We start from the raw sequence: 13,870 nt of genomic DNA, 5'->3' as shown, positions 1-13,870 counted from the left end.
GTGAACTCCTCGAAGAACTCAAGAGAGGCACACCCATGCCGTCACCTGCCGGGCACCACTCCGCTTCTCCGACCCGTGGACCCGCCGTCGGCCGACGGGGATTCCTGAAGACCTCGCTCGGCGCGTCGGCGGGTGTGCTGGCCGCCCCGACCTTCGTCGGCTGGCTCGCGGCCGCCGACGCCAAGGCCGCCACCGCCCTGGCGTTCGTCGACGACTACAAGACGAACGTCAGCACCAACCTCACCGCCGACACCAACGCGGTGGTCCGCATCCTCGGCGGCTTCGCGCGGGTCTGGAAGACCGGTTCCGCCTGGAACACCGGCAGCGTGCTGCGCGCCGACGTCCTGCGCGCCAACATGCGCTACTGCGCGAAGATCACCCGGAAGCGCAGCGCCGCCGACGCGAAGAAGGCGTTCCTCTACGACCGCCAGCACCAGAGTTACGCGATGATCGCCGGACTCGGCCCGCTCGCCGACCTCTACCGGGCCGGTGCTCTCGCCGTCACCTCGATCACCAGCGCCCCCGACGGCACCCCGGCCACCACGGTCAACGACGCCGTCCCGGCCGACGCCCCGGCGGGCGCCGCACTCGGCGCGGGCTCGCACGACTCCGCGCTGGGCAAGGTGGCCACCCTGGTCGACACCCTGCGCGGCACCTACGCGTCCGGCAACCCGTCCAAGTACGCCTACCAGTACCCGCGTCCGTGGCGCATGAACGAGGACAGCGAGGTCGTCGACACCGGCACGACCGACGCCTACGGCTACCCGGTCTACGAGTCCGACGTGGTCGTCGCCCCGCAGCTGCTGCGCCAGCGCAGCACCTCCCCCACCGACGACGGCGGCTTCCCCTCCGGCCACACCAACGCCTTCCATCTGGCGGGCCTCGCCTACGCGTACGCGGTGCCGGAGCGCTTCCAGGAGCTGGTCACCCGGGCCCTGGAGCTGAGCGACACCCGGATCGTCGCCGGCATGCACAACACGGTCGACGTGATCGGCGGCCGGATCATGGCCACCGCGCTCGCCGCCGCCACCCTCGCCGACCCGGCCAACGCCGACCTCAAGGCGGCCGCCCGCGCCCAGGCACTCGCCTACTTCGCGGCGCGGACCGGCTCCACCGCCGACACCCTGTACGCCTACGCCCACTCGGCCGGCACCGCGACCGACCCGTACGCCGACCGCGAGGCCAACGAGCGCGCGGCCACGCCCCGGCTGACGTACATCCTGGACCGGGAGGGCCGCGAGCTGCCGTTCGACGTGCCCAAGGGCGCGGAGGTGCTGCTGGAGACCCGGCAGCCGTACCTCACCGCCGACCAGCGCCGCGAGGTGCTGCGCACGACCGGCCTGCCGTCCGGGTACGTGCTGCTGGACGGCCCGGAGCAGTGGGGCCGCCTCAACCTGTTCGCCGCGGCGGACGGTTACGGCGCCTTCGACGCGGACGTCACGGTCACCCTGGACGCGGCGGCCGGCGGCTTCGCGGCGGCGGACACCTGGCGCAACGACATCGACGGCCACGGCGGTCTGACCAAGAAGGGCACCGGCACGCTGACCCTGACCGGCGACAACGACTACCGGGGCGGCACCGTGCTGGCCGCCGGCACCCTGGTCGCCGCGTCCCGGGACGCGCTGGGCCGCGGTGACGTCCGGGTCTCGGCGGGCACCCTGCGGGTCGCCGGGGAGTTGTTCGTGCGCGGCACGTACACGCAGGACGCGGGCACCCTCGCCATCACCCTGGCCAAGGGGTGCAAGGCGCCGCTGGCGGTGAAGCACCTGGCCGTCCTCGGCACGGGCGCCACCCTGTCCCTGACCCTCGACACCGAACACCCCCCGGCGGCGGGCAGCACCCTGCCGGTCGTCGACGCGCCGCGGCTGCGCGGCCAGTTCGACACGGTGGAGCTGAACTCCGCCACGCTGCGGGCCGTACCCGTGTACACGGCAGACGGTCTGTCGGTACGACTCGTGAAGCGGTGACGCGCCCGGTGGCGGGAGCGATGCGACAGTAGGGCCCATGACTGCTCGTGATCGCTCCCGTCACCGCGGGCCAGGCGTCCCCGCGGGGCGGATGATGGCAAGCGAACAGCAGTCGGTCCTCGAACCCGTCGTTCCCGGCCACCCCGACGGCCCCGGTCCCCTCCCCCGGCCCGCCGCCGCGGCCCGGCTGACCGCCGCCCTGCGCGCCCGCCGCCGGTGGCTGGTGCCGGTCCTCGCGGTGCTGCTGCTCGCCCAGATGGCGGCGGCCATGGTGACGACCGCGGTCCAGCAGACACCCACCATCGACGAGCCCGTCTACGTGGCCACGGCCACCGACTACCTCCACGAGCACCGGTTGCGCTACAACATCGAGCACCCGCCGCTCGGCAAGCTCGTGGTCATGGCCGGGATCGCGGTCGCCGACCCGCACTACGACCCGTCGTACCACGGCGACCAGGGGCAGGTGGGACGGCATCTGCTGTATGCGTCCGGCAACGATCCCTGGCGGGTGATGCTGTGGGCGCGGCTGCCGGTGATCGTGCTGACGCTGCTGTTCGGCCTGGTGGCGTTCGCCTTCGCCCGCGAGGTCCTCGGTACGGCCGCCGGGCTGCTGGCGCTCGCCCTGTACTGCTTCTCGCCCGACGTCATCGCGCACGGCTCGCTGGCCACCCTGGACGTGCCGTCGGCCGGGTTCGTGCTGACGTCGGCGTGGCTGGTGTGGCGGGCCCGGCGCCGGCCCCGGCTGTATCTGCCGCCTGCGGGGGCCGCGCTGGGGGCCTCGGTGGCGACGAAGATGAGCGCGCTGCCCGCGATCCCGGTGCTCGTGGCGCTGGCCGTGGTGTCGGTGTGGGGGGCGCGCCCGGGACGTGCGCTGCGCGCCCTCGGGGCCGCGGTCGTGGTCACGGTGACGGCGGTCGCCGTCGTCTGGCTCTCCTACCTTGCGGTCGATCCCCGGCTGCGTGCGCTGTCCGCCGAGCCGGTGCCCGCGGTGCACGGCCTGCGGGGCCTGCTGACCGGCCTGCTGCCCTTCCCGGAGTCCTACCGGGACGGCATGCGGATGCAGTTCGCGCTGGAGGACTACCCCTGGCAGGGCTATCTGTTCGGGCACCTCTACACCGGCTCCCGCTGGTACTACCTGCCGGCCGCCCTGCTGGTGAAGACCCCGCTCGGCATGCTGGCGCTGTGGGCGGCGGGTGCCGTCGCGCTGGTGGCGGTACGGCGGCTGCGGCGGGCCGCGCCCTACCTGCTGCTGCCGCCGGCCGTGCTGCTGGCCTCGGCGATGACAGGGTCGCGGGACTTCGGGACGCGGTACGCGGTCTTCATGCCGATGTTCCTCGCGGTGGCCGGGGCCGCGGCTGTGACGGTGCGCCGGCGCTGGGCACGGCCGGTGGGCGGGGCGCTGGTGCTGTTCGTCGCGGTGAGCTCGCTGCGCACGTTCCCGTTCTATCTGCCGTACGCCAACGAGGCGTTCGGGGGGCCGGCGCAGACGCATCTGTGGCTGCACGACTCCAACGTGGACTGGGGGCAGGACCTGGGCAGGCTCGCCGACCGGCTCGAGGAGCGCTACCCGGGCGAGCGGATCTGGCTGGTCTACAAGGGCAGTGGCGTCCCGGCGTACTACGGGATCCACGCCGCCGACCCCCGCAAGGTGCCGCCCGGGCAGGTGCACGGGCTGCTGGTCGTCTCGGACTCGTCGGCCGCCAAGGCGCGGGGCAGGCTGGCCGAATTGATCGACACCAGCCGTCCGGTCGATGATGTCGGTCATTCGATCACCATCTATCGACGGTGACCGTACGATCCATCCGATCCGCCGGCGAGGGCCACCGCATCCGCCGCCGGTGAGCACCGGAATCCCGGTGCTGTTTCCGCATCCTGTGCGTTCGGCGCCGGGACGGTCCGGCGTACCGCACACCCCCTGGTCACCACGGTCCGTGAGCTATGTTGAGTCCTCGTGGGAGACAAAGGAGGCGCTTCGGTGCCATCGCCGCAGCAGGCACGTGCCCAGGCATCCGCGATCACCTCGGGCAAAACCGTGCCGGAGGCGGAGGCCGCGCCCACCTCCCAGCTCCGCGAGCTCTTCGACGGTCCCCGGCTCTCCCCCGGCCAGCGCCGCATCGCCCAGTACCTGATCGACCACATCACCGAGGCGGCCTTCCTGTCGATCACCGACCTGGCCGAGCGGGTCGGGGTCAGCCAGCCGTCGGTGACCCGGTTCGCGGGCGCGGTCGGCTTCAGCGGGTACCCCGCGCTGCGCGAGCGGCTCCAGTCGATCGCGCTGCGCACCCTGGCGGGCGGCACCGGGCCCGCCACCGAGCAGCGCAGCAACGAACTGCAGGCCGCCGTGGACGCCGAGATCGAGAACCTGGAGAACCTGCGCCGGGACTTCGCCGACCCGGACCGGGTGATCTGGATCGGCCGCGAGCTGTCCCAGTCGTCCCCGCTGACCGTGCTGGGCCTGCGCATCTCCGTCTCGCTGGCGGAGTACTTCGCCTACGCCGCCCGGCGTATCCACCCCGACGTACGGCTGGTGACCAGGGGCGGCAGCGTGGCCTACGACGCGCTGCTGCAGTCGCGCGAGGCGGGCGGCACCTGGGTGCTGGCGTTCGGCATGCCGCGGCACGCGCAGGAGACGCTGACCGCGATCCGGGTGGCGCGCACGGCGGGGCTGCGGGTCGCGCTGGTGACCGACCTGGCGCTCGGTGCGCTCGCCGACGAGGCCGACGTCACCTTCAGCACCGGCATCGGGTCCCGCCTGGTCTTCGACACCTACGCGGCGCCCGGTCTGATGGCTGCCGCCCTGCTCCAGGCCATGACCGACGCCGACCCCGAGCGCACCCAGGCGCGGCTGGAGGAGTACGAGCAGGTCGCCGAGGAACATCAGTTCTTCCTCAAGGACTGACCGGATCCGGTGCCCCCGCGGGACCTCGTAAGGGGAGTATTCACCTCATTTCACGCATGAATGTTTTCATGCGTCTTGCAAACAGGACGGCATATATAAATACTGCTCACGGATCACCCACCCGGCCCACTCCGGGCATGTTCCGCACCCGAGGACGCACCGCTCGCACCCGCCCCGAGAAAGCCGACGGACCGCCCATGCGCACGCAGCACCACCCGCAGTGCCGGCGGCCGGCGTCCGGGGCCTCGCACGGACACCCCCAGCCGCCGTCTCCTACCCGCGTCGGCGCCGGGGATGTTCGAACGGGCATCGCCTGCGCGATCCGCCCGTGGCGGCTCCGGCCATCCCCTAGGCCGGAGCCGCCAAGACCTCCGTCGAGCACCCTCACGACGCCGCACACCCGGAAGCGATGATCATGACTCTGACGACGACCGCGCGCATCAGCCCCGACTGGCCCTGCCAGGTGAAGGCACCGGGCAGTTACGACTGGGAGCGCTCCGCCGCCAAGTGGCTGCGCGAGCTGGTCCCGGCCCGCTATGCCAGCTATCCGGCACTGATCCGGCACCCCGTGCTGCTCGCCCGGCACGCGCAGATCCAGGTCCAGCAGGAGGTCCGGGTGGCGCGCACGGCGCTGCAGACCGCGCGGGCCGAGCTGCCCCTGCTGGGTCTGCCGGAGTCGGTCATCGAGCACACCATCAAGCTGTACGCGGCGGAGGTCATGCAGCTGCAGCACATCGCCCGCAGCGTCCGCGTGGTCACCGAGGCGCTCGTCGGGCACAGCACCGGACGCTGAGCACATCCGTCCACGGATGCCCATATCCTTCACAGATCAGGTACGGGTGTGATCGAGGGCACCGTACTGTGCCATGCTCGACCCGTGACGAGCGAGTACGTGCCTGCCGCGGACACCGGTGCCGTCGCCGAGTCGGCAGCCCTGGCCCGGGTCGTGTCCAGGCAGCGCGCCGAGCTGGACCGGCTGCGGGAGTCGGCGGCCACCTCCGCGGTGGTGGAGCGTGCCAAGGGCGCGCTGATGGCCACCACGGGCTGCTCCCCCGACGCCGCGCACGAGGCGCTGGCACAGCGGGCCGAGGCCGGGAACCGCACCCTGCTGGAGGAGTGCTGGCTCACCCTCGGCGCCCTGACGCCCACCCCGCCCGCCGCCCCGGTCCCCGCCGCCGAACCGCCCGCCTCGCAGGCGCCCTCCGGATCGGCCGCCCCGCCCGGCACCGCCGAGGTCCTCAGCCGCCTCGGCAAGGCCCTGCTGCACGTCGGCTCCCCGCAGGAGCTGGCCGAGGCGCTCCACGAGCACCTGGCACCCCGGATCGACGCCGACGCGGTGCTGCTGTACCGGCGGCCGCCCGGCGGCGGGCTCGAACTCGTCGGGCACGCGGGACTCGACGCGACGCTCGCCGCCCGGTGGCACCAGGTGCCGCCGCTGAAGGGGCTCGCCCCCCTGGAGACACTGCAGGCGGGCGAGCCGCTCTGGCTCGAGCACTTCGCCGAGGACCGGCAGGCGTACCAGCTCATCGACGAGCCGCCCGGCCACTGGCTGTCCCGGGCCTGGGTGCCGGTCACGGCGGACACGGTCCTCGGGGTGCTGCGCCGCCCCGCGGCCGCCTTCGGACCGGCGGACCGTGAGCTGCTGCAGGCGGTCGCCCGGCTCGGCGCCGGCCGCCTCGGCGCCCTCGGCTCCCCGGGTGCCCCCGCGGCGCCGGTGACCTCGGGCCTCGCCACGGCGGTGCAGCCGGTCCTCGACGCCCTGCCGGGGGCCACGGTTCTGCTGGTCCCGCTGCGCACCGCCGCCGGGGAGGTGGAGGACTACCGCATCGAGGCGGCCACTCCGGGTGCCGTCGACATCCTGGGCCGCTCCGGCCGGGAGCTGATCGGCTCGCACATCCTGGAGAGCTACCCCTCGGTCGCCGGCGAATCGCTGTGGCAGGGGTACCTGAAGGCGCTCACCGGAGGCGAGCCGTACGAGGGCGAGCCGTTCGTCTACGAGGAGATCGTCGCGGGGGTCACCGTGACCGGCACCTACTCGGTGCGGGCGGCGCGGCTCGGCGACGGGCTGCTGGTGACCTGGCTGCGGCACGACACCGAGGAGCGCCAGGAGCAGCGGCTGGCGGAGCTGCAGCGGCTGGGCAACCTCGGCTGGGCGAACTGGAACCTGGTCACGCGCCAGGTCAACTGGTCGTCCCAGGTGTACACCATCCTGGGCCGCGACCCGGGACGCGGCGCGGTGCCGCTGGACCTGCTGCCGGACCTGGTACTGCCCGAGGACGCCCACACGCTGGCCCGAGCCGTCGCCGAACTCGCCCGTGACGGCCGGTCGTTCGACGTGCCGTTCCGGATCAGGGCCGGGAACGCGGTGCGGCATCTGCGGGCCGTCGCCGAGGCGGTGAGCGCCGCCGACGGCACGGTCGTCGAGGTGCACGGGTTCGTGCAGGACCTCACCGCGCAGCGCAGCGCCGAACTCGCCCTGGTGGACAGCGAGCGGGCGATCCTCGTGCAGCGCGGCGTCCTGGACGCCGAGCGCGCGCTCGCCGCCCGGCTCCAGCACGCGCTGCTGCCGCTGCCCAACAACCCGGTGCAGCTGCACGGGCTGCGCGTCGAGGTCGCCTACCTGCCCGCACAGGCGGGGGTGCACGTCGGCGGTGACTGGTTCAGCGCCATCGAACTGCCCGACGAGGCCGCGCTGTTCGTGGTCGGTGACGTCGCGGGTCACGGTGTCGACGCCATCGCCACGATGGCCCAGCTGCGGTTCACCGCCAAGGGCATGGTGAGCACCGGCTCCTCCCTGACCGGTGCGCTGGCCCGGCTCAACTTCCTGCTCCTGCACTCGCGCGACGCCCAGTCCACCGCCACGCTCGTCCTGGCCCGCTACGACCCTGCCGAGCGGCGTCTGGCCTGGGCCCAGGCGGGGCACCCGCCGCCCCTCCTGGTGCGCGGGGGCAGGGCCTACCGGCTCGACCGTCCGGCCGGCATGCTGCTCGGCGCGTCGGCGGATCCGGTCTACGAGTCCGCCGAGTTCCAGCTGGAGCCCGGCGACCGGCTGCTGCTGTACACCGACGGGCTGGTCGAGCGGCCGGGCGAGGACATCGACGCGGGCCTGGAACGCCTGGCCGCGGCCGCGCTCGCCGCCGGACCCGCCTCCCTGGACGACCTCCTCGCCGCGATGCTGACGGGCGAACGGCGCGACGACGTGTGCGTGCTGGACATCCGGGTGCCGGTGGAGGGCGCGGAGCAGTCGCCGCTCCGGCCGGTCAGCCACCGCTGAGGCCGGTGCGGGACTCCAGCGCGCGGCGGGTGTCGTCGCCGTAGACCCCGCGTTCGTCGCCGCTGATGCCGTACCAGACCTGGAAGCGTTCCACGGCGGCGGTCAGGGCGGCGTCGTAGGTGCCGCCGGTGGAGCCGTCGCGGTAGACGTCCGGGATGCGCAGCAGGCGTTGCTCCAGCTCGACCACCTCGGGGCCGGTGTCGCCCTGGCGGAGGGTGCCGGCGCCGTCGGGGTCGGTGGAGGTGTCCGAGGCCGGTGGGGTGGAGGGGGTGGAGGCCGGTGCGGTGGCCGACCCGGACGGCTGGGCGGCCTCGGCGGTGCCCTCCCGGCCGGGCAGCAGGAGAGCGCAGCCGAAGCCGACCAGGGCGGCCGCGCCGACGGCCACCGCGACGGCGGCCCGGCGCAGTCCCGGCCCGAAGCCGAAGGAACGCAACGGGTCGGCGCCGTGTCCGCGGCCGCCGGGCGCGGTGCGCGGGCCGTCGGTGACGGGCGGCAGTTCCTGGGTCTCGTCCTCCGTGCCGGAGCCGAAGGAACCGACGCCGGAGCCGAAAGAGCCGACGCCGGAGCCGAAGGAGCCGACGCCGGCTCCGGTGCCGGAACCGGCGGCCGGCTCGAAGGCCTCGAACTCCGCGGGGCCCCCGTCCCTCGACGCCTTTCCTTCCTTCGCGTCTCTCGCGCCTCTCGTCTCCCGCGTCCGCTCGGCGGCCTCCGCCTCCGCGTGGAACTCGCGCATCAGTTCCGCGAGGGTGTCGAGCCGGCGGGGGCGCAGGACCCGGACCGGTTCCAGGACCGGTCCGCGATGCGGCTGTTCAGGGTCGGGCGGTGTCGACACACTGCTCTCCTTCCACTCCCCGTGCGCGCGGGGAGTCCGCGATCCCCGAGCACACATACGTCAGGACCGCCCCACCGGTTCAGCCCGGGCGCGGCAGCGGGCCCGGGACGGCCGGCGGAGCACTCAGTCCCCCGACCTGGTGCACTGAGTGCCATGAGGGTCGGCGGAATGCTACGTTCGCGTCCATGAGCTCCAGCAGCGTGGCACCGCCCGCCAAGCCGCCCATGCGGGACGCCCTGGTCGCGGCGGCCTTCCGGCTCTTCCTGGAGCGCGGGTACGAGCAGACGACCGTCGACGACATCGTCGCCCTCGCCGGGGTCGGGCGCCGGTCGTTCTTCCGCTACTTCCCGTCCAAGGAGGACGTGGTCTTCCCCGACCACGAGGGGTGCCTGGCCGACATGACCGCCTTCCTCGCGGCCGGCGACCCGGAGTGCGAGCCGGTGCGGCGGGTGTGCGACGCGGCGCGTCTGGTGCTGCGGATGTACGCGGAGAACCCGACCTTCTCGGTGCAGCGCTACCGGCTCACCAAACAGGTGCCGGGGCTGCGCGCGTACGAGCTGTCGGTGGTGTGGCGCTACGAGCGCGCGCTCGCCGAGTACCTGCGCGGCCGGTACGCCGGCCGCCCCGACGGGACGCTGCGGGCGGACGTCGTGGCGGCGGCCGTGGTCGCGGCGCACAACAACGCGCTGCGCTCCTGGCTGCGTTCGGACGGCCGGATCGACGCGGACGAGACGGTCGGCCACGCCCTCGGGTACGTGCAGGCCGCGTTCGGCACCACGGTCGCCGGTCCCGCCGCGGGCCGGGCGTCGGCCGCGCTGTTCGGCGGCCCTGCGGAACACCCGGACGACGTGGTCGTCCTCGTCTCCCGGCGGGACGCCCCGCTGTGGCGGGTGGTCCAGGAGATCGAAACCGCGTTCGGCCGCGCCTGAGATCCGGAAGAACTCTTTTTGGGGGTACGCAGTGCCTTTACGGCTGGCACTGAGTGCCATACTCTGTCGGCGTGCACGGTGGCACCGCCAACCGGGCACAGGCGTGCCCGGCGGGTCCGGACACGTGGGATTCCGGGCGAGCGCAGGGAGTTGACCAGCGTGTACCACCACTCGACGAGCGCCGCGCAGTCGGCGGTCGGATTCGCTACGGGCGTTCTCGACCCCGCGCCCGCGGACCGTGCCAAGGACGCCATCGTCTACCAGCGCTGCACCTGGTGCGGCACCGCGATGTACCACCGGCTGCTGTGTCCGGTGTGCCAGGGGAGCGAACTGCGGACGGAGCGCAGCGAGGGCACGGGGACGGTCCGCCACTCGACGGTGGTGCACCGCAACACGCCCGCCGCGCGCAACGTGTCCCTGATCGAGATGGCCGAGGGGTTCGTGGTCCGGGGCCGCGTCATGGGCCCGCCGATCGGCATCCACAGCGGTGACCGCGTCAAGCTCTCCACGGCCAAGGACCCGGTGCGGGGCGAGCCGGTCTTCCAGTTGCTGGACGAGCCGTACCGGGCGTGGAGCTGACGGTCCGAAACCCGGTTGCCCGGCGGCCGGGGCGCTGGGCCAGGATGTGTCCATGAACGACGCATCGACCCAGAACGACGCATCGGCCCAGGTCGCGGCCGCGATCGCAGGCGAGCTGCGGCTCATGGATCCCGGGGTGCGCGCCTCCAGGGCGCTGGCGGCGGAGCTGCTGGACCCGGAGTTCGTGGAGGTGGGCGCGTCCGGCCGCAGGTACGGGTACGAGCAGCTGATCGCCGAACTGCCGGACAAGGCGGGCGCGTCGGCGGACGGCCCCCGCTACGAGCCGTCCGGCATGACCGGCGTCGTCCTCGCTCCCGGGCTGGTCCTTGTGACCTTCGAGGCCCGCCTCGGCGACCGCCGCTCCCGGCACAGCTCACTGTGGCGCCGACGCGACGAGCAGAGCGGCTGGCGGATGTACTACCACCACGCCACGGTCGTACCGCCCGGCGTCGAATAGTCGGCTCCCGCCCGCCCGGCCCGTTCACTCCAGCCTCACAGGCAACCCACAGACTCTGCTCCCCGTCCTCCGGAACGCGAGGGGCTCCCCGGGACGTCCGGGGCGGTCCGTGCTCGCGTTGCGAGGAGGAGGAACATTGGTCCGTACCCGGCGCATATGGGTCACCGCGGCGGCGGTGCTCGCGCTCGCGGGAGGAGTGTCCGGTACCACGGCGCACGCTCAAAAGGCCCCGGCCGCGGCCGTGTCCGACGGAAAGCTGCCGCCGGGCTGGCACATCGACCGGGGACGGCCGGCGCCCCAGTTGGTGTGGCGGTCCGGCAGACGGGTGCCGATGGGGGACGCGCGGGTCGAATTCCGTGCGGACGGGCGTCTGCTGGGGGTGCCGAAACCGGAACGGGACGGGCACAGCTTCCGGCTCGGCCTGGACCGGGCGCGGGCGGGAGCGCTGAAGGGTCTTCAGGTCTGGTCCGGCGGACGCCGGTTGGACACCCGGCCGGGCACTGCCGAGTCCGGGCCCGCGGCGGCGGTCCGGCCCCCGGCGCCGCTGCCCGCGAATCCGGTGGACCCGGGCAGGCCCGGCCCGTACCGCACGCGGACGGGCTCGTACCGGCTCGCGTCGGTGCGGCTGCCCGGGTTCTCCGTCCCCGTCGAGATGCAGGGCGTGGTGGTCGCGCCCACCGGGATCTCCGGGCCCCGCCCGCTCGCTCTGTTCCTGCACGGCCGCCACGCCACCTGCTACGCCCCGCACGGCGGCTCCGACGACGCCTCCGGCGCCTGGCCCTGCCCGGCCGGGACGCTCCCCGTACCGAGCCACCGGGGCTATCTGCGTGACCAGCGTCTGCTGGCCTCCCAGGGTTATGTGACGGTGTCGATCTCGGCCAACGGGATCAACGGCCAGGACTGGCAGGCCGAGGACGGCGGCGCGCAGGCCCGTTCGTCCCTGATCCGGCTGCACCTCGCGCACTGGGCCGACTGGGCACGCGACCCGCGCCACGCACCCCCGATCGTGCGCGAGGCACCCCGCGCCGACCTCTCCCGAGTGCTGCTGATCGGCCACTCGCGGGGCGGCGAGGGCGTGAACCGGGCGGCGCTGGACAGCCTCTACCCACCGCCGGCCGGCCAGGACGGCTACCGCGGCAGGGTGCGCTGGCACATCAGCGGGACCGTGCTGATCGGCCCGACCGTCTTCGGCCAGAACCCGGTGCCGGACGTGCCGTCGCTCACGGTCCTGCCGGGCTGCGACGGGGACGTCTCCGACCTCCAGGGCGAGGTGTACGTCGACGGCACCCGCGCGGTCAGCACGGGCCGGGCCCTGCACAGCGCGGTGTACGTGACCGGCGCCGACCACAACTTCTTCAACACCGAGTGGACGCCCGGGCAGGCGCAGGCCCCCGCGGAGGACGACTTCTCCGACGACCCGGACCACCCGGACCCGGTCTGCTCCCCGCGGGCCGCGACCCGGCTGACCGCGGACCAGCAGCACCGGGCGGGCTCGACGTACATCGCGGCGGCGGCCCGGCTGTTCGTCGCGGGCGACGACAAGGTCCGTCCGCTGCTGGACGGTTCGGGGCGGCGGGCGCCGTCGGCGGACCCGGCGCGGGTGCTCGCGCACGCGGTCGGCGCCAACCGCGGTGCCGGGTTCCTGCCGGACGGCAGGGTGACGGTGACCGGTGGCCGGCTGTGCTCGGCGGTCGATCCCGATCCGGCGGTGGCCTGCCTCGGCGAGGGCACCACGGGTGTCTCGCCGCACTTCGCGCAGTGGGAGACGGGACGGGAGGCCGGCCGGCACGCGATCGCGCTGCACTGGACGTCCGCCGGGTCCCCGGCCCGGATCCGGACGGCGGGTCCGGTCTCGCTCTTTGGTGCCGACGCACTCGCGCTGCGGGTCTTCGTGCCGCCGAACTCCCAGGGCACCGCCCTCGACGTGTCCGTCACCGACAGCCACGGCCGCCGGGCCACGCTGGGCCGGGTCCGCGTCGACGGCCTGCCGGGCAGCGACCGCACCGCCTCCTACTGGGCGCGCGAACTGCGTGTACCGCTCACCGCCGCCCGCCGGGCCGGGCTCGACCTGCGGTCCGTCACGTCCCTCGGCCTGACGCCGCGTTCGGGGTCGGGACGGGCCTGGCTGATGGATGCCTGGGCCTGGCGGCCGGGCACCCCTGCGGTCCGCGCGGCCGGGCTGCCGCGCGTCGACGTCGGCCGGCTCACCGTCGACGAGGGCGACTCGGGCGTGCGCACCTACCACGTGCCGGTGCGGGTGTCCGGGCGGGGCAGCGGCCGGGTCCGGGTGTACGTCGTCGACCCGGCGACCGGTACCGCGAAGGACCGCCTGGTCACCGTGGCCCCCGGCGGCCACGGCATCGACGTGCCGGTCGAGGTGCGGGGCAACACCCGCTACGGCGCCGACGTACCGTACGACGTGCTGGTCAAGGCCGTCCACGGGGCGGTCGTCGGCTCCTACCGGGGCGGGGTGACCGTACGCAACGACGACCCGGCACCCACCGTCACCGTGACTCCGCTCGCGGACGAGGTGACCGAGGGCTCGGCCCTGAAGTGGCGGATCTCGCTTTCGGAGGCCGCGGACACGGACATCGGCGCGCTGTTCGTGCCGGTGCCGGTCGGCAGCGGCGGCACGGAGCTGTCCACCAAGGACGTCGACCCGGGCTGGCTGGCCGAGGTCTCCGGCGCGGATCCGGACCCACAGCGGCCGCTGTCCCAGGTGGACGGCCTGTATCTGTGGCTGGACATGCCCGCGGGGCGGACGAGCCTCGACGTGACCGTGCCGACCGTGCGGGACCAGGTCACGGAACCGGCCGAGTCGGTGACCTTCCGGCAGACCGACGACAGCGGCCACCCGCTGCCCGGCGGGGCGGCGCTCACCGGCACGGTGCTGGACGCCTCGTAGGGCTCCGCGCGCCCTGAGAAGGTCCCGG

Annotated in this window: 10 protein-coding genes; 9 read left to right on the top strand and 1 reads right to left on the bottom strand. The window is 74.0% G+C overall.

Annotated elements, in window-relative coordinates; translation table 11 throughout:
• Positions 1-35: 35 nt before the first annotated feature.
• From ACZ63F_RS03980 to ACZ63F_RS03960, 5 genes are all read left to right on the top strand, one after another.
• Positions 36-1,967: a phosphatase PAP2 family protein gene (locus ACZ63F_RS03980; RefSeq protein ID WP_469708406.1), complete on the top strand. Its 1,932-nt coding sequence runs from the start codon at positions 36-38 to the stop codon at positions 1,965-1,967.
• Between the two features lie 37 nt (positions 1,968-2,004).
• On the top strand, positions 2,005-3,756 hold the full coding sequence (locus tag ACZ63F_RS03975; RefSeq protein WP_469708404.1) for an ArnT family glycosyltransferase: 1,752 nt from the start codon (positions 2,005-2,007) through the stop codon (positions 3,754-3,756).
• Positions 3,757-3,942: 186 nt separating this feature from the next.
• Positions 3,943-4,866, top strand: coding sequence for a MurR/RpiR family transcriptional regulator (locus ACZ63F_RS03970; RefSeq protein ID WP_352363123.1), 924 nt, complete (start codon positions 3,943-3,945; stop codon positions 4,864-4,866).
• A 409-nt stretch (positions 4,867-5,275) separates the two neighbouring features.
• A complete protein-coding gene (locus ACZ63F_RS03965; RefSeq protein ID WP_093506788.1) occupies positions 5,276-5,659 on the top strand; it encodes a hypothetical protein in 384 nt (127 codons plus the stop codon).
• Positions 5,660-5,743: 84 nt separating this feature from the next.
• Positions 5,744-8,140, top strand: coding sequence for a SpoIIE family protein phosphatase (locus ACZ63F_RS03960; RefSeq protein WP_469708402.1), 2,397 nt, complete (start codon positions 5,744-5,746; stop codon positions 8,138-8,140).
• Here the strand turns inward: ACZ63F_RS03960 and ACZ63F_RS03955 are convergent.
• Positions 8,127-8,972, bottom strand: coding sequence for a peptidoglycan-binding protein (locus tag ACZ63F_RS03955; protein WP_469708400.1), 846 nt, complete (start codon positions 8,970-8,972; stop codon positions 8,127-8,129). The genes ACZ63F_RS03960 and ACZ63F_RS03955 overlap by 14 nt on opposite strands.
• A gap of 185 nt (positions 8,973-9,157) precedes the next feature.
• Between ACZ63F_RS03955 and ACZ63F_RS03950 the strand changes: the two genes are divergently transcribed.
• The 4 genes from ACZ63F_RS03950 to ACZ63F_RS03935 all read left to right on the top strand — a co-directional run bounded on the left by ACZ63F_RS03950 (position 9,158) and on the right by ACZ63F_RS03935 (position 13,842).
• On the top strand, positions 9,158-9,901 hold the full coding sequence (locus tag ACZ63F_RS03950) for a TetR family transcriptional regulator (RefSeq protein WP_457695009.1): 744 nt from the start codon (positions 9,158-9,160) through the stop codon (positions 9,899-9,901).
• Between the two features lie 159 nt (positions 9,902-10,060).
• Positions 10,061-10,480, top strand: coding sequence for a Zn-ribbon domain-containing OB-fold protein (locus ACZ63F_RS03945; protein ID WP_352363114.1), 420 nt, complete (start codon positions 10,061-10,063; stop codon positions 10,478-10,480).
• Positions 10,481-10,532: 52 nt separating this feature from the next.
• Positions 10,533-10,937, top strand: coding sequence for a nuclear transport factor 2 family protein (locus tag ACZ63F_RS03940; protein ID WP_469708397.1), 405 nt, complete (start codon positions 10,533-10,535; stop codon positions 10,935-10,937).
• A gap of 136 nt (positions 10,938-11,073) precedes the next feature.
• Positions 11,074-13,842 carry an alpha/beta hydrolase gene (locus tag ACZ63F_RS03935; protein ID WP_469708395.1) on the top strand — a complete coding sequence of 923 codons (2,769 nt, stop codon included), beginning with the start codon at positions 11,074-11,076 and terminating at the stop codon, positions 13,840-13,842.
• Positions 13,843-13,870: the final 28 nt, after the last annotated feature.

This window comes from Streptomyces sp. NPDC104761, assembly GCF_055583445.1.
Note: the sequence above shows the minus strand (reverse complement) of the source record. Positions and strands in the feature narration are given on the sequence as shown.